General features: G+C 43.9%; 16 protein-coding genes and 1 pseudogene. 11 read left to right on the top strand and 6 right to left on the bottom strand.

The genetic code is table 11. The features are described 5' to 3' along the window. Nucleotides 1–252: 252 nt before the first annotated feature. From PENNN9_RS05640 to PENNN9_RS05620, 7 genes are all read left to right on the top strand, one after another. Nucleotides 253–1,368, top strand: a complete 1,116-nt coding sequence (locus PENNN9_RS05640; RefSeq protein WP_227511740.1) for an ATP-grasp domain-containing protein — start codon at nt 253–255, stop codon at nt 1,366–1,368. Between the two features lie 204 nt (nt 1,369–1,572). Further along, nucleotides 1,573–1,704, top strand: a complete 132-nt coding sequence (locus PENNN9_RS13310) for a hypothetical protein (protein WP_264752908.1) — start codon at nt 1,573–1,575, stop codon at nt 1,702–1,704. 6 nt (nt 1,705–1,710) lie between these two features. Next, the gene (locus tag PENNN9_RS05635) at nt 1,711–3,360 is read left to right on the top strand and encodes an IucA/IucC family protein (RefSeq protein ID WP_264752907.1); all 1,650 of its coding nucleotides are present in this window, start codon (nt 1,711–1,713) and stop codon (nt 3,358–3,360) included. Next, nucleotides 3,360–4,607 carry an MFS transporter gene (locus PENNN9_RS05630; protein WP_058368740.1) on the top strand — a complete coding sequence of 416 codons (1,248 nt, stop codon included), beginning with the start codon at nt 3,360–3,362 and terminating at the stop codon, nt 4,605–4,607. The genes PENNN9_RS05635 and PENNN9_RS05630 overlap by 1 nt, the downstream gene beginning before the upstream one ends. Before the next feature lie 59 nt (nt 4,608–4,666). Continuing rightward, a complete protein-coding gene (locus PENNN9_RS05625) occupies nt 4,667–6,274 on the top strand; it encodes an IucA/IucC family protein (protein ID WP_264752906.1) in 1,608 nt (535 codons plus the stop codon). After that, nucleotides 6,244–6,747 (top strand): ferric iron reductase, encoded by a 504-nt coding sequence (locus PENNN9_RS13305; protein ID WP_264752905.1) that lies wholly within the window; start codon nt 6,244–6,246, stop codon nt 6,745–6,747. The genes PENNN9_RS05625 and PENNN9_RS13305 overlap by 31 nt, the downstream gene beginning before the upstream one ends. Before the next feature lie 55 nt (nt 6,748–6,802). After that, nucleotides 6,803–8,068, top strand: coding sequence for a type III PLP-dependent enzyme (locus PENNN9_RS05620; RefSeq protein WP_058368739.1), 1,266 nt, complete (start codon nt 6,803–6,805; stop codon nt 8,066–8,068). Here PENNN9_RS05620 and PENNN9_RS05615 read toward each other — a convergent pair. Next, the gene (locus tag PENNN9_RS05615; RefSeq protein ID WP_058368738.1) at nt 8,020–8,571 is read right to left on the bottom strand and encodes a LysR family transcriptional regulator; all 552 of its coding nucleotides are present in this window, start codon (nt 8,569–8,571) and stop codon (nt 8,020–8,022) included. The genes PENNN9_RS05620 and PENNN9_RS05615 overlap by 49 nt on opposite strands. A gap of 230 nt (nt 8,572–8,801) precedes the next feature. Between PENNN9_RS05615 and PENNN9_RS05610 the strand changes: the two genes are divergently transcribed. Together PENNN9_RS05610 and PENNN9_RS12690 are read left to right on the top strand one after the other, a co-directional pair. Then, nucleotides 8,802–9,188 (top strand): SDR family NAD(P)-dependent oxidoreductase, encoded by a 387-nt coding sequence (locus PENNN9_RS05610; RefSeq protein ID WP_058368737.1) that lies wholly within the window; start codon nt 8,802–8,804, stop codon nt 9,186–9,188. A gap of 33 nt (nt 9,189–9,221) precedes the next feature. Then, a pseudogene (locus tag PENNN9_RS12690) lies at nt 9,222–9,392 on the top strand (zinc-binding alcohol dehydrogenase family protein); the annotation flags it as partial. 275 nt (nt 9,393–9,667) lie between these two features. Here PENNN9_RS12690 and PENNN9_RS13300 read toward each other — a convergent pair. Continuing rightward, the gene (locus PENNN9_RS13300; protein WP_264752904.1) at nt 9,668–9,997 is read right to left on the bottom strand and encodes a hypothetical protein; all 330 of its coding nucleotides are present in this window, start codon (nt 9,995–9,997) and stop codon (nt 9,668–9,670) included. Further along, on the bottom strand, nt 9,949–10,854 hold the full coding sequence (locus tag PENNN9_RS05600) for a M14-type cytosolic carboxypeptidase (RefSeq protein ID WP_264752903.1): 906 nt from the start codon (nt 10,852–10,854) through the stop codon (nt 9,949–9,951). The genes PENNN9_RS13300 and PENNN9_RS05600 overlap by 49 nt, the downstream gene beginning before the upstream one ends. A gap of 283 nt (nt 10,855–11,137) precedes the next feature. Between PENNN9_RS05600 and PENNN9_RS05595 the strand changes: the two genes are divergently transcribed. Continuing rightward, a complete protein-coding gene (locus tag PENNN9_RS05595; protein ID WP_058368735.1) occupies nt 11,138–11,617 on the top strand; it encodes a hemerythrin domain-containing protein in 480 nt (159 codons plus the stop codon). An 88-nt stretch (nt 11,618–11,705) separates the two neighbouring features. Here PENNN9_RS05595 and cadR read toward each other — a convergent pair whose 3' ends face one another. Further along, on the bottom strand, nt 11,706–12,125 hold the full coding sequence (gene cadR, locus PENNN9_RS05590) for a Cd(II)/Pb(II)-responsive transcriptional regulator (protein WP_058368734.1): 420 nt from the start codon (nt 12,123–12,125) through the stop codon (nt 11,706–11,708). 167 nt (nt 12,126–12,292) lie between these two features. Between cadR and PENNN9_RS05585 the strand changes: the two genes are divergently transcribed. Further along, on the top strand, nt 12,293–14,443 hold the full coding sequence (locus PENNN9_RS05585) for a heavy metal translocating P-type ATPase (RefSeq protein ID WP_058368733.1): 2,151 nt from the start codon (nt 12,293–12,295) through the stop codon (nt 14,441–14,443). 41 nt (nt 14,444–14,484) lie between these two features. Here PENNN9_RS05585 and PENNN9_RS05580 read toward each other — a convergent pair whose 3' ends face one another. Then, on the bottom strand, nt 14,485–15,552 hold the full coding sequence (locus tag PENNN9_RS05580; RefSeq protein WP_058368732.1) for a maleylacetate reductase: 1,068 nt from the start codon (nt 15,550–15,552) through the stop codon (nt 14,485–14,487). Between the two features lie 179 nt (nt 15,553–15,731). Then, nucleotides 15,732–16,704, bottom strand: a 973-nt coding sequence (locus PENNN9_RS05575) for a LysR family transcriptional regulator (protein ID WP_058368731.1), incomplete at its 5' end; no start/stop codon positions are given.

Genomic DNA, 16,704 nt, shown 5'->3' with positions numbered 1-16,704 from the left:
TCTGAAATGGATTTGCTTTTATTTTCAATAATATATTGTAACCTAACCTGCCTGTCTCTTTTATCAATTTTCACTGCTTACCTTCGCATTTAAACCCCTCTCTTAAAAAATTTTAGTAGATTTCAGGCATTAATAGGACATTATTTCTGCAACTTACTTGCAAATGATTATCATTATCATTAATATCATGAGCACGAAAAATAACATCTCTGTTTATTCTTTATTTTTGGTTCATCAAAAAAGGAAAGCTCTATGTCCTATGCGACGGTTCTGATCACTCATGTGGTCAATGATGCAGTTATTGAAGGTTTTATCCCTGCCTTATTGAAATTTAGGCACGCACCTGACAGTCAATTAATTATCATAACCGATGATAAAGACGCACACATGGATGCGTTAATAGCAATGCCTCTAGGGGCGCAAATCAGCATTCTGGAATGCGATGTGTTTAATCCTTTAGCAATCATTGATACCTTAAACAATCATCATATCTTGCCCAATCTGGTCTTTAGTAATAGCGACCATCTACAAGCCGCAACCGCCATCGTCGCGGACTTCTTCCATCTTCCTAGTAAAGACTGGCGTCATTGCTTAGTCTTTAAAGACAAGTACTTAATGAGAACACAGCTACAATCTGCTCACTTATACCAAGCTGGCTATCAGCTGCTAAACGCCAAGGATTTACACCTTGACACTTGTGCCATCGATAATCTAGCTATCAGCTTCCCCTTAGTCGCCAAACCCAAACAAGGCGTCGCTAGCATGGATGTGCAGCTTTGTATGGATAAAGATGAGCTGATTGACTATTGCCAAAATTTTTGGCAATCAAAAACCATACCGATTTTGGTTGAGTCTTATGTGGCTGGACGCTTAATGACGTTAGAGACGCTTGGCGATGGTGAGCGCTTGGTGGCGGTAGGCGGCTTTGAGGTGACATTGACCGAACCGCCACATTTTGTAGAGCTGGATGCGGTGTGGAACACGCCCTTATGCGTCCAGTACCGTGAGCGCTGTTTAGCGATTTTACAAGATATCGGTGTGGGGCTTGGCGTCTGTCACAGTGAGTTTATTATTACTCCAACAGGCGAGATACATTTGGTTGAAATTAACTATCGCAGCATCGGCGATGGTAGAGAGTTTTTATTAGATGATATGGCGCACTACCCTTGGTTTGATACCATTATTCGACTGCATCAAGGGGTCAGTATTGCTGAGCTAGAGGCCGAGTACGGAGCACTTACCATCAGCACCCATGCACGCATTCATTATATTGTTGCCCCTCAATCTGGCACCATTTGCACAGCACCCAGCCCCTTTAATAAGCAAATGCAGCAGACGACTATCATTCATCAGCCGCTAAAACAATAACATCAAACCATCCAGCTGACCCACTCTAACAAAGACTATTTAAGCCGCCTACTGGCTTATTCTGATTGCAAAAACACCATGGATGACGTACTAAGCGAGGCCATCGCAAGTTTGCAATGGCAGTTTGACGCATAAACATGGGATCTACCTGCTACCTATTTACATCGCTTACCTATTTACATCGTTACATTTTGAGAGCTAATAATGAACAAACAATATATCACTGAACGCTTTATCAATACTTGTATTCGTGAAGACATCTATGGCTTGCTATCAGATAGCACCATTATAGAAACAGAATTTGATCTTCCTCATCTGCCAGAAGAGTTAAAATAGCAAACATTGTGGCTAGAGATAACCTTACCTGACCAAACCAATTGGTTGCCCGTTGCAGCCAGTGATTATATGCAATATTGGCAACTTACCAGCCCAATGTGGCTACAAAAAAACTCAGGCGAGTACCTCATCAAGCATGACTATCAAGATTTTGTCGCCATCCTCAAACAATTATCAAAGGCCTCTGAGGCTGTGCTTGATAGCTATCTGCTTGAGCTGGACTGTGCCACTGAACACCGAGCGTTAGCGCGCCGAGGGTTTGAGTCTCAGTGTCGCCATCTGGCGCGTAATATCACTCAATACCCAAACTGGTCTGAGCGGTTGCTATACGCCGATCAAGTCGCCTCGTATTTGGATCATCCTTATTACCCGACTGCCCGAGCCAAGCTTGGCTTAGACGCGTCTGATATTGCAGCATATAGTCCAGAATTTGCACCAATCTTTCGCCTACATTGGGTTGCTATCTCGAAAGCATTAGCCACTGTCAGCACCAAGCTGCCTGATATTTGGCCAAGCTTTGCCGACGTCGGTCTCAGTCCTGACCTCCAACAGACGCATTACCTATTTCCAGTACATCCGCTCACCTTGCCGCTGCTGCAACAGCATGCTCTCAAGGAGGCGTCGCTACAAATGATATTGGCACCCAAGTCTGCGCTCAGCGTACAACCTACCTTATCTGTGCGCACGGTGGTGTGCTGCGATGCACCAAATATCCATATCAAAGTACCGCTCATCGCCCGCACCTTGGGCAATAAAAACGTGCGCTTAATCAAACCCTCAACTATTTATGATGGTCATTGGTTTCAACGTACCTTGCAATTGATTGAAAAAAACGATGCCGCACTGCAAGGGTCTTACGCTCATTGCGACGAAAGCCTAGGTGGTCATATGGGCGATGACAAAACACTCGCCTTTATCGTCAGACGCTATGATGACATCAATCTAATGGGTAAAACTCCTGTCCCAGTAGCAGCGTTTGGCAGCGTCATGCCGGATGGTCGCCCCTTTGTCAGTCACTTAATTGATATTTTTTATGATGGCAATAGTCAGCGTTGGTTAAAAGACTACATTGGCCTGTTGTGCCATGTCCATTTGACACTTTGGATAAAATACGGCATTGCGTTAGAAGCCAACCAGCAAAATGCCATCATTGTCTTTGATCACCATAGCCGCACGATGACCTTGCTCATGAAAGACAATGACTCTGCACGCCTTTATCCACCAAGGTTTAACGCAGCTATAGCGCAAGCTGGCCTCGACAACTTGATAGACATCAAGAGCATTAAAGACCAACGTATCGTCGTTGACGATGAATTGGCGTTGGCGCAGATGTTTTTGACCATCACGCTCCAGCTCGACATCACCGCCATTATCGAGATGATGAGCACCTATGCCATCCTCGACCGTCATCAGGCTTACCAAACTCTTCTAAACGGTATTGATACGACCTTACGCAGCCTATCCAAACAAGGTTACGACACTCATCTTGCACAGCAAGTCTTATTAGAGAGCCAGCACTGGTATATCAAATACTTGCTGTCTGCTGGCAGTCTGTTGTCAAAAGAGCAGTCTGGCGCGACTGATATCAATAAGTTTTATGGCAAATCAGCACCCAACACCTTAAAGCTTATGCAGCGACACAAGCAGGACTCGTAATGAACTATCGAATGATGGTGGCAATCGTCCTATGTTGTCACTACCTGTCCGCCTTTTCTGCGTTAGGTATGCCGTTGTTTTTGCCAATCATGCTCCAAGAGCTAAATGCGCCATTGCAATCAGGCTGGGTTGGCTTGCTGTTTATACTACCGACCCTCATGACCGCCATCGCTGCCCGATACTGGGGACGTTTTGCCGATACGTATGGCCGCAAGACCTCCTTATTGCGGGCAGAGCTTGGCTTGGCGGTGGGGTTTTTGATATGCGGATTTTCTCAGTCTTTATGGCAGCTTGTCATAGGACTGAGCGTTCAGGGGCTGTTTGGCGGGACAATGGCAGCCTCAAACGCTTATTTAGCCACCAGTATCACTGATAAAAACACCTTAAAACAGGTGCTGAATTTTACTCAGTTTTCAGCGCGGCTTGCCTTGATTACTGCCCCGATTGGGCTGGGATTTTTGGTACAACATTACGAGGTGTTAAGTTTGTATCGCGTGCTTGCCATCCTGCCGCTCTTAGCATTACTACTTAGTTTTTTGCTAAAAAAAGACATCATTACGGCAGGTAATATCGGTACCACCGCCAATACTGTCCAACTGCCTAAAGCGCCTGCAAACACCAAAAGCAGTAAAAAATCCAGAAACGATAAAAATAAGAGCTTGTACCCCGCGCAAAGTCTAACGGGTGCCGCTTTTTTCGCCAATCCTTATCTGTTTATATCGCTGCTGCAGTTTTTCTTAGCCTTTTGTATGGTAGCGACTTTTCCATACTTTTTGCCATTTGCCAAAACCTTTGGGCTTAGCAGCGCTGAAATAGGACAGTTATATGCCATGCCTCATGCCATATATCTGATCTGCCAGCTGCTCTATGGACGCATCAGCCAGTACCTGCCAGCCATGTCCTTAAGCCTTGGTTTTGCAGTATTGACAAGCGCGGTTTTGCTGCACTTGACAGACTATCTTGCCTTGATTTGGCTGGCGAGAATGCTGTTTGGCGTAGGCATGTTTATGTGTTACCAAAGCCTGCATGCGCAAATGGCGAATACCAACCAGTCCAAGCATAGCGGCAAAATATTCTCCAGATACGATGCACTGGCAAAATGGGGCGGCGTGCTAGCAGGACTGTCAGTTACTTTGTTTGTACCGATATTTGGTCTGCTCTCTCCGTTTATGCTCTCAGCTATGATGGCAGCCGTCGCGATAATAACCGTTAGCATGTATCAAGCAACATGCAGCAAAACGGTGTAGAAAGCACCAAAACCATACTTACTCTAAAAACATTTAAAACATAAAAGAAGAGATCACTTATGAAACCAAACTATTCACTACCAAACGATACGATGTCAAGTTTTTTGTGGCCCAGTACATCAGTCAAAAACACCCCAGTGCCAAGCCTACTGTCGCAGTACCATCAGTACAAGTCTGAGCAGCATGCACTGACAAACATCATCAATTGTTATCTTCGTGAGTTCGCCATTCCTCATCAAGACCTAAGCATTGATGAGTCTGATGACGATTTACCACTTTGTCTACGTGATAACCACGCTGGCCTGAGCGCACAACTATTGACGATTCGATTTCCTATCGCTCATGAGACTGCTTCTGCAAAAATCGTATTGCCTGTGGCCTACTTTAGTAATCTAGGCAAGTGCCAGCCGAACGGCGCACCTTGGCTAAAAGCGCATGGTCAATCATGGACATGCCTTGATATTCATCAATTGGTCGATTATCTGCACAGTTATATTGCGACGCGCTATCAAATCGATATCAACCAAGAGCTAAAGCATCAGATTGATAATAGCATCAGCGTGACCACCGCCTTTTTGCAGACCTCGAGCACCCACGCCACTGGCTACCAGCAAGATATACAGCAAAATACAACAAACGTTAATGGCTATATAGATAGCGAACAGGCGTTACTTTGGGGTCATGCGTATCATCCGTCGCCGAAAAGCCGGCAAGGGGTCGATATGGCGTCTTTGTTGGCGCACTCGCCTGAAACCCAAAGCCAGTTTGCTTTGTTTTGGTTTAAGGTTAATCCCTCCCTCGTCAGCTATATTGGCAAAGATACCAAAGCCATACTGCGCAATATCGCGCGCACCTTACTTGCTGATGAATTATTAGCGACCGTAAATTCAGATACTGACAGCTTAAATACTGGCAGTTTAAATACCGATAGTGATACCGACTGGGTCTACTACCCTTGTCATCCGTGGGAAGCCGATGGCATCTTGGCAAATCCGACCATCAAGCGAGCAATTGCATCAGGATATATGATACCGCTTGGTCTGACGGGTAAGGCGGTGTCCCCAACCTCATCGGTGCGCACCTTATATCACGATCAGCTGACGCATTTTATAAAGTGCTCCATCCATGTTCGTCTGACCAATTGCATCCGCAAAAATGCTTGGTATGAGCTACACAGCGCCGTTTATCTAAATAATATTTTAGAAAAAATTGATCGTAGCAAACGCCTGACTGCACCCGCTTTTAAGCTAATGTTGGAGCCTGGGGCTGCCACCCTTGATATGAGCGCCAAATCCCCCGATGGCAATGCCAGCGCGGCTCAGTTTATTACTGAGTCTTTTGGTTTATTGTTCCGAGAGTCATTTACGGCAGATGATATTACATACCTAACGCCACAAGTTGCTGCCGCCTTATTTACCGAGGATAGGTTTGGAGACAGTATCATCGAGCGTCAGCTACAGCAGCGCTGTAACCGCCATGATCAGCATGATAATGAGCGCGTATCCTATGACACCCTAGCCTGCTTATGGTTCAGACGTTATGCCAATATTTTGATTGATGGCACGTTTGATTACTTTTTTAACCATGGCGTTGTGTTCGAGCCGCATTTACAAAACACTTTTTTAACCATGGCGTTGTGTTCGAGCCGCATTTACAAAACACGGTGATTGGCTTTCATCAAGACCTGCCGACATGCGTGTGGATTCGAGATTTGGAAGGCACCAAGCTGGTGGATAGCCTGTGGTCACTTACTGACGCGTCCGGTTTATCTGAGCGCTGCAAACAGTCTATCCGCTATTCTAGAGCGGCAGGATGGTCACGTATTGCCTATTGCGTTTTTGTCAATAATCTTAGTGAGGCCATCTTTTATTTATGCCGAGGCGCGCAATCAGCTGAGACGTTAGAGGCGCGACTTTGGCAACATGTCAAAGGGATATTGATCAATTGGCAGCTGGTATATGGTACTCAGCCTGAAATTCAGGCTTTGTTAGACGGCGGCCGTTTACCCAGCAAGACCAATTATAAGACTCGATTGCTCACGCTTGCTGATAAGCATTCTGCCTATGTCATGCTGCCCTGCCCGTGGCAGCCCTCTATGCCCGATGCCAAAACAGACAGCCAAACAATGACGCTATTATAAAACCCCACCATCTTTCCATATCAGACTAACAACCAGACTAAAAGGCACTCGCAAAATGACAACTGACATGACGACAAGCCACTCAGCCCAACCAGCAGACAACCATCCGCTGCCTGCAAAAATTATAAATACTATTCATGAACATAGTACGCAGTCGACACCGCTGTGTGCTTATATTTATGATTTAGACGCTTTAGCAGAGCGGATAAAAACCATGAAGCATTGCTTGCCTGCTAACACGCAGCTATTTTATGCCATCAAAGCCAACGCAGAGCCTGAAATACTATCCACCTTGGTAGAGCATGTCGATGGGTTTGAGGCCGCTTCAGCAGGCGAGCTCAACTGGCTACAGACCCACCAGCCGAACCATCCTATTATTTTTGGTGGACCGGGTAAGCTGACCTCAGATCTGCAGCAAGCCATACAACAGCAAATCGATACCATTCATGTAGAGAGTCTGGTCGAGCTGACTCGCATCCAAACCTTGAGTCAGTCCTTACAGCTTCCCGTCCGTATATTTTTGCGAATGAATATTGATATTGGTGACATCGGCAGCAGTAAGCTGGTCATGGGCGGTAAGCCTACCCCTTTTGGGCTGGATGAAACTCACCTCAAGCAAGCGCTATCTATCATTGACTCAAGTCCATTTATTGAGTTTCGTGGGTTTCATTTTCACTTGATGTCGCATCAATTATCAGTCGAGCGTCACCTGTTGTTAATGCAGCGCTATATAGAGATGGTCAAGAAGTGGCAGCAGGATTATCCATCGCTGCCCTCACAACTGACCATCAACGTGGGCGGCGGCATTGGTATTCACTATGATCCGCAGCCGCAGCATTTTGAGTGGCAAGTATTCTGTCAGCAGCTTGCCAGTATCTTAACGAAAAACCCGCAGTTTATGGTTAGGTTTGAGATTGGACGGTTTATCACGGCGCCCTGTGGTTATTATGTAATGGAAGTATTGGATATCAAAAAAAATCTTGGCGAGACATTTGTGATCGGTCATGGCGGCACCCATCATTTTAGAACGCCCGCCGCTCAGCAGCACAACCATCCTTTTTATATCGTGCCGCGCCGCGTGAGCCACGCAATAAAAGCCGAACCGCAAGAAAATCTGATAACGCAAGCCGCCATCACGGGCACCAAGGCAACCCTTGTCGGTCAGCTTTGTACGCCCAAAGACATACTGGCAAAGGGCCAATGGATTGACGCGCTGCATATCGGCGACTACTTAGTTTTTACCCTAGCAGGGGCTTACGCTTGGAATATATCTCACCAAAACTTCTTAATGCATGAGCCACCCAAAATGATTTTTTTGTAAGACATTAATGATGTTTTAATCTGCATGGCGCTGTAAAGGTGTCGTGCAACAGGAAGAAAGCGGTGCCCTAAAAGATGATGAGATTGGCATTGATAACTATAACCGGCTCCAAAAAAAGTGGTTACATGACAGTATGATGCGTAATTGGGATGAATCTGCATAAAATCATCCAACCATGGTAATACTAAGTTTCGACCCAAATCTGAAGAAGCTGATAAGCGAATTGTGCCTGTCAAATCAGCATCATTGTCATGCAAACCTGCATAAGCATTGTCCAAAATATCGACAGCATCTCGGCAGTGTTTTAAGTATTGCTCACCTTTACCGGTTAGACGCAACCTGCGAGTTGAGCAAATAAATAACACAGTATCAATCTCAGCTTCTAGTCGTTTCACTGCGGCACTAACCACGGCAGGTGATAAATCTAAATGCCGAGCACAAGCCGACAAACTGCCCAAACGAGCCGTTTCAATAAAAATACGTAAATCCTGCAAATTTTTCATCGTATCGCCTTGGTCAAATACAACTATCGTAAATCCTGCAAATTTTTCATCGTATCGCCTTGGTCAAATACAACTATCACTTGAGCAAGCATAGGTAGAAGTATAGCTAAAAAGCAGAATTTCATCCCTTTAAAACCCTATACCTTCAAAAAAATATTGAAAGTGTTTTCTGTTGTAGCTACTGGTGATAGCGAATGGACTTTATTACTATGATAGCGGCGCAGTAAGCTTTGGCGGGACAAAAGGGGTTAAGTGAACAAGATGCCTATGCGCAAAGCAAATTGGCGTTAACCATGTGGAGCATGGCTTTGGTTGAGCAAGTAGCTGCTCATAATATCAACGTGATTGCCGTCAACCCTGGCTCATTACTCAATACCCGTATGGCAAACGAAGCTTATGGACAACACTGGTCATCTGCTGATAAAGGGGCTGGTATTTTGGTAGCCTTAGCGGTGGCCAATGAGTTTGCGAATGAGACTGATCAGTATTTTGATAATGATATCAATGGCGAGTATGGCGATGAACGAGGCGAGTTTGGCAAACCACATAGCGATGCGTTAAACAAAGCCGCCATCGCACAGCTTATACAACACACCCAGGACATATTAACAGTCTAGCTAGTTTTGCATCAGCATTTTATTAAGCGCAGCACCCAATTTTCGGTAGGTGACCGTGTGTATTACGCAGGGGATTTGACTCGCTCAGGTAGTAATTCTGAGTACCAACTGGTCGATGAGCGTATCGTCGGGCACATGCCTAAATCGCTATCATTTCTCGAAGCTGCTGCCTTACCTTTAACGACCATCACCGCATGGGAGATAAGGCATCAGCCTACATTCAACCACTTTTTTATGTTATACACTCGTGCTTGAGTCAGTTTGCATGGTAAATTCCTTTAACATTGTAGATAGTCCGTTTTAAGTGTTCGATTTTAAGCAACTTGCTCCAAATGGTCCGAAAAACCACTCTACCTTATTTTATAAAATAAAAACTGTCAAAAATCTTACAATTATAAACATCAATCATTTAAACCAAGATTTATGGTTCACCCAACTACCTGATAACGTGAACAATCTTGGCTAGCTCAAACTAATCACTAACTTAACTCATCTACCACTGCCAACATCGCCATCAACGATGCTTCACCTAATTTGATAGAACGCTCTGGTGACCAGCCCATGTCTGCATCAGGTAGGTTATTGTTATCTTTAAAAGGCATCTCCAAAGTATTGGCAAGGCAATCAAAGCGCTCAGCCACCCAATTAGTTGCAACCGTCATATTCGCTTTACCTGGCGCATCAATATCATAGCCATATTCGGACTGAAAGTCGGCACTGGCCATTTTCAACACGTCTGAAAATCTATCACGCAGACGTGCTAGGCGGTCGTTATAACTTGGTGTCCCTTGAGAGCCGGCAAGAAACACATAAGGCAATGCTTCATCGCCGTGCACATCATAAAATAGATCAACGCCGGTCGTCTCCATTTTATTAATGTGCACATCATAAAATAGATCAACGCCGGTCTCTCCATTTTATTAATGACATGAAACACTTCAGGGCTTTTCTCTAAGCTTGGATCTGACCATTCACGATTCAAATTGGTACCAGCAGCGTTAGTACGCAGATGTCCGCGCACACTCCCATCTGGGTTCATATTAGGTACAATGTAGAAGTTTGCTTTTTCTAATAACATCTTAGCAGTAGCATTGTCTTCATCCAATAAGCTGTATAGTAGACCTTCAACCAACCACTCTGCCATCGTCTCACCGGGGTGCTGACGCGCAGTGATCCAAATATTGCGTTTATTTACCTCACTACTGCTATCGCCATTACCGATTTTTACTAAGGTTAAGTCACGCTTATCAAGCGTTTCGCCTAAATGCTCTAGTGTCACTAATGAATGCGTTTGTACAGCGGCCAATAAATCTTGATGGCGCTCATAGCTATAAGGGGCAAAATACGCAATTTGAATGGTGTCACATTCTAAATCTGCCACTATAGTTAATTTGCCGTCTTTATAAGTGGTAGGCAGACGGAACCAATACTCCCGATCGTAGGAAGCAACTGCTTGGTAATTCTCCCACCCTGCAACGTATGACGCCTCCCCTGCATTGACAACATTAAGAACATATTGCTCGCCAATCTCACCTGATAGACGAAAGTTAAACCATTGGAAAAACTCGTCACCAACATCTGGACGAATAGCCAATTGGATATCTTTTTTATTTTCCATGTTAATAATGTCGATATTACCTGCATCAAAATTGGCAGTGATATGCATAACCTCTCCTTAATGAGATTTTAAGAGTCTTAAAGTTAATTTTAAATATAGAAGTGTTTTATCAACCGTAAAATATAATAAAGCCTTTCAAACCCTATATTTTATAACCTAAAAAGTTTAATCACCAATTTTATCTAGGTGATGACTGTATATTGATTAATACTTGAAGTCATATGACGATAGTAAAATAGCCTATAAGTTGTTATATTATGAGAATGATTATCATTAATTATATAATAGATCGTCCATTAAATTTACAGATTTTATGAAATGGAGATTACTAATGAAACGCGCCCCTCAATTACAGCCATTATCACGCCAGCATCATCTTGGTTTACACATAGGACGTCATGCTAAAGAGTGTGCCGACAATCCGCAAGCAATTACTGCACATTGGCAAGCGCTGTCCTCTTATATTGATGATATGCACGCTCATTTTAGTATCGAGGACAATTTAATCACAAAGGCATTACTACCTCATCAAGCTAATCAACCTGAGGTTGCTTCTGTACTTAATACAATGAAAGAACAGCATAGACTGTTGAACAATATGAAGACGGAAATCCAAACTACTCAAACTTGTGAAGAGACTATAATCACTGTTGGACAAGTCAAACAACTTGGTAACTTATTGTATGATCATTTACGTTTCGAAGAGCGAGAGCTCTTTCCTATTGTCGAAAAATATTTAACGCAGCACGAGCTTGACGCTATCTACGCCGCCAGCCCGGACGACATCAAACATTTAGACGAAAAGCGTTAATTCAGCAAATAAAGAGCATGCCAGCAATAGTATTCATTTTGATACCAGCGATTTAGCCTTTATAGATCTAGCAACCCTATGATTTGAGCTAGCCTGAAGAGAGATGACAAGAATTGTCCGCCAACGCATGTAGTATCCCGCATGATTCAGCTGGTGCTTCTTTGGCACATTTTTGCCGCAAATCCAACAGATGCTGCTTTAATTGCACCAACTCTTTCATACGTGTCTCTACCGCATTGATATGCTCATCTAATAGTATATTTACCTCTCCGCAGTTTTTATCAGGCGTATCCCAATATTGCAGCAAAACTCGTACTTCCTCCAAAGTCATATCAAGCGTACGGCAATGTAGGATAAATTGCAGACGTTCAATATGCTCCTCACGGTACAAACGATAATTCCCTTGACTGCGCGTAGGCTCTGGTAATAAATTTTCTTTTTCGTAATAGCGAATGGTTTCTACCGTTGCCCCTGTACGTTTGGCCAGCTCGCCAATTTTGATAGGCATTTTTCTATCCTTAAATAGCTATAGTCATCAATAGTGATTCTAAAATTTAGACCATAAAGCAACTATAAGGTTCAATAAGTAAAAAATCAAACCGATTGAGTAATCAAAGCCTTGACCCTAAAGCCACTATAGGGTTCATAATACCTTTAAGAAGAGGATAAAACATTATGCAATATCATATTGAAGGTATGGACTGTGCCAGTTGCGTGGGCAAGATTGAAACAGCATTAACTCGTATGCCTGGTGTCTCTGATGTTCAGCTAAACTTTGCCACCCAAAAGCTCGCGCTAACCTTAGCGCCTAATGCGGCAACCAAAGACAAAGATATCGAAAAAACCATCAAGCGTCTTGGGTTTGGTGTGTCAGAGTTAACTGACCAACAAAATGAGGCGGACATCAATGAGCATCAAACAACGGTAAATAATCAGCGCTGGTGGCAAACGTTAAAGGGCAAACAAGTCATTGGTATTGGCCTGTTAATGAGCGCAGCTTACGTCTTATCATTGGTTTTTCCCGCCTACGGCACATGGGCTTTTATTACCGCTGTCGTTATTGGCGTCATACCATTTGCTCGCAAAGCGCTTGCATTAACGCTGACAGGCTCGCCTTTTTCAATTGAAATGCTGATGTCCGTCGCGGCCATTGGCGCCCTTATCATTGGTGAAGCTGAAGAAGCGGCTGCGGTGGTTTTTTTGTTCTCTGTTGGTGAGCTATTAGAGAGCGTAGCGGCCGATCATGCTCGCGCTGGTATTAGAGCCTTATCGGCGCTTGTACCAAAGACTGCCATTTTATTAGACGCACAGGATCAACAGCGTCAGGTGCCAGCAGCTTCACTACAAGTAAATGATAAAGTGCTGGTGCGTCCTGGTGATAGAGTCTCTGCCGATGGCATCATTATTCAAGGAACGTCAAGTCTTGATGAATCGCCTGTGACTGGTGAGTCCGTTCCTGTTGCTAAGACCGTAAACGATGATGTCTTTGCTGGCTCGATTAACGTCGATGGCGTACTACACATACGCGTGAAGAAAACAGCAGCTGATAATACGATTGCACGTATCATCGAGCTTGTAGAGCAGGCGCAAGCATCTAAAGCCCCGGCCGCACGCTTTATTGAGACCTTTAGCCGCTACTATACGCCTATCGTAATGGCACTTGCTGCGCTGGTTATTGTCATTCCGCCGCTATTTATGGGCGCAGAATGGATGACATGGCTATATCGTGGTCTAGCACTATTACTCATTGCCTGCCCTTGCGCGTTGGTACTCTCGACACCAGCCGCTATCGCCTCAGGGTTGGCAGTCGGCGCACGTCACGGACTGCTTATCAAAGGCGGTAATGTCATGGAGTTGATTGGCCAAGTCAGTACCGTCGCTTTTGATAAGACAGGTACGCTAACCGAAGGTAAGCCACAGGTAACCGATATTGTCGGCTTTACCTCAGCGCATACGGACGCTAAAGGTCAAGACAAGTTATTGGCACTGTTTGCAAGCGTAGATTCGGCTTCTAATCATCCACTTGCTAAAGCTATCGTAAATCATGCCAAAGCCGTTAAGGCAACTATCCTTGACGCCACTGATACTACTGCTACTGCGGGTAAAGCCGTACATGCTACGGTCACTGGGCGCTCTTTGAGCATTGGCTCCCCAGTCTACATAGCAGAGAAAACTACGTTGCCGATGACGCAGCAAACGCAAATCGAGACCCTGCAAAATGAAGGAAAAACGGTCTCGATCTTGTTTGATGAACAACACGGAGAGGCGCTTGGATTGATCGCGCTGCGTGATGAGCTGCGAGAGGATGCGAAGCAAGCTGTGGCAATGCTGAACACAATGAACGTGCGCTCTGTCATGCTCACAGGTGACAATAGACGTACAGCAAAAGCGCTTGCCCGTCAGTTAAATATAGAGTGGAAGGCTGAACTGTTACCTGAAGACAAGCTACGTCTGCTAAGCGAGATGAAAGACAACAATCAAATAGCAATGATTGGTGACGGTATTAATGATGCACCAGCGCTAGCAACGGCAGATGTCGGTATTGCTATGGGTAGTGGTACAGATGTGGCTATCGAAACGGCTGATATTGCGCTGTTAAAAAGCCGCGTGATGGACGTTGCCAATCTTATTGCGCTATCGCGTGCCACGATGACCAATATTCATCAAAATGTGACGTTTGCGCTCGGACTAAAAGGCATATTTTTGATTACTACTGTGTTTGGGATTACAGGACTTTGGATTGCGGTACTGGCTGACGCTGGCGCGACGGTACTCGTCACGCTCAATGCTTTACGTTTACTGCGTTTTAAGGAGATAAGGTCGTAAGTATTGACTGTAAAAACACTCAAACGTCGTTTATAAAAATTCTAAGCAGGAGGCAGTCCTTGATACGCTTTATTTAATAAATCTTTTAATTCCTCATAGTCATAATCACGAGGATTATAATAAGGACTATCACAAATAATTTGTGCCACCTCAGATGGACCCTCTTCGGGTAAGCCAATGTCTTTTAATGCCAACGGAATCTCTAAAGATTGATTTAAATGGTAGATTGCTAAACCAACCTCTTCACGGCTATTAACACCTAACGCCTCTGCCAATCGATCCATAGCGTCATCATCAGCATTACGATTGTAATGCACCGAATACGCAAGCGTAATGGCGTGTGCTTGAGCATGTGGAAGATTGTATGTGCCACCCAAAGTATGACAAATCTTATGATGAATGGCCATACCAACTGACCCTAGACAAACTCCAGCAAGCCAAGCGCCATAGGTTGCTTTCTGGCGTGCTGAAATATCACTTAAGTCATCTACAATCATAGGCAAAGCAAACTTCAATGCTTTGATAGACTCAATCGCCATGAGACTGACGATTGGGTTTTTATCCTCAGCATATAGTGCCTCTACCGCATGTGCCATAGCGTTCATACCTGAGCAAGCCGAGATTTGCGCAGGCAAGGTTAGATTTAGCTCTGGATCATAAATCACTACTTTGGGTAGGATGTGAATGTCCTTACCAGTGGTTTTTAGATTGTTTTCAGTGATGCCATAAATAGTCGTCATCTCGCTACCTGCATAGGTAGTTGGTATGGCGACTATCGGCAAATGCGTCTTTAAAGCAATGGCTTTAGCAAGCCCAATCGTAGAGCCACCGCCCAAAGCCAGACAACAATCAATATCGTTTGATTGGACGAATGCTACCGCCTTGTCCGCGACTTCTACCGGAACATGCATCACAGCGTGCGGATACACGCCTGCTGAAATCTCTTGTAATTGCTGCGATAACTTCTGACCTGCTTCTTTTTGGCCAGGTGTCGTAATTACCAAAACTTTATGATAACCATGCTGTATCAAAATATCTTTGGCTTCAGCTGATTTACCGTTCCCAAAATGAACGTCGAGCGGTAGAGCTTGGTAATGAAAATCTTTCATAATATCATCCTGTTTTGCAAAGCAGGTCTCGCTGGAAACAAGTCTCACTGAAAATACGCTGGAATATCGTTAGCATGGAGAAGCATCAACTCGCTTAATTCCAATGTCGTATCAAAACCTCTCACACTTTGTAAGTATGATTGATGTATTTAAGAATAGTAATTAGTTTAAAGCGACGTCTAAAGAGAAATATCAAACGCTACAATCTCTTCGATAAACTTTGCTTCAAGAAGGGATAAAGGCCGATGTTCATGCCAAAAAATATACACTGGAACATCGGCAATCCCCTTTTTAGGTGGCAGACGTCTAAGCTTAGACTCTAAGTGAGTAGCCGCAATAAATTGATCAGGTAAAGCACCAATACCATACCCTGTATAAATCAGACGCACTGCCTCGTCTAGATTATTAGTATAGGCGCTAACACGGCCTGTGAGATCGTGACTTTCTTTAAACACAGTAATTGGTGAGAGAACATCGCCGATATCTTCACTATTAAAAGCAATGAAGTCTTCTTTTAATAAACTATCAAAGCTCAATTCTTTTTCTAAAAATAAAGGATGATGGTAGCCACAGTATAGATAATAACGTTGATTGAATAGTAGTTCTTTATTGAGGTTTTCAGGAATACGTCTAGCCAAACAAATACCAATGGCAGGCGTTTTTTGGTTTAAGTTATTTAATATATCCATACTAGATTTGACCGTTAAATCTAGCGTAATATTGGGATACTTTTTTTTAAAATATACTAAAAACTGATTATATTTAGGATTGTGTATGCGACTGACTACCAATAGTTTGACCACACCTTCTAAAAGATGAGAATTACTGCCCCTCATTGCCTCAATAGAGGTAATTTCTGTGAACATCATCTGGGCGACTTGAAGGCAATAACGACCAATAGGTGTCAACTCTAGAGGCTTTGTATTGCGGATAACAAGCTGGCTTTCGAGCTGTTCTTCAAGTTTTTTGAGATTTTGACTAACAGCTGACTGGGTAATGTTTAATCGATCGGCAGCAGCACTAATACTTCCCTCTTCATATATGATAATCAATACATGAAGTAGCGCCCAATTTAAACTATCTGCTAATTTTTTCTGCATCATGACCTTTTGCAGAAGGTTTAAAATGAAAAAAAAAAAAAAAAAAAAAAAA

The sequence above is a fragment of the Psychrobacter sp. ENNN9_III genome, assembly GCF_001462175.1.
In the GTDB taxonomy this organism is placed as follows: domain Bacteria; phylum Pseudomonadota; class Gammaproteobacteria; order Pseudomonadales; family Moraxellaceae; genus Psychrobacter.
Note: the sequence above shows the minus strand (reverse complement) of the source record. Positions and strands in the feature narration are given on the sequence as shown.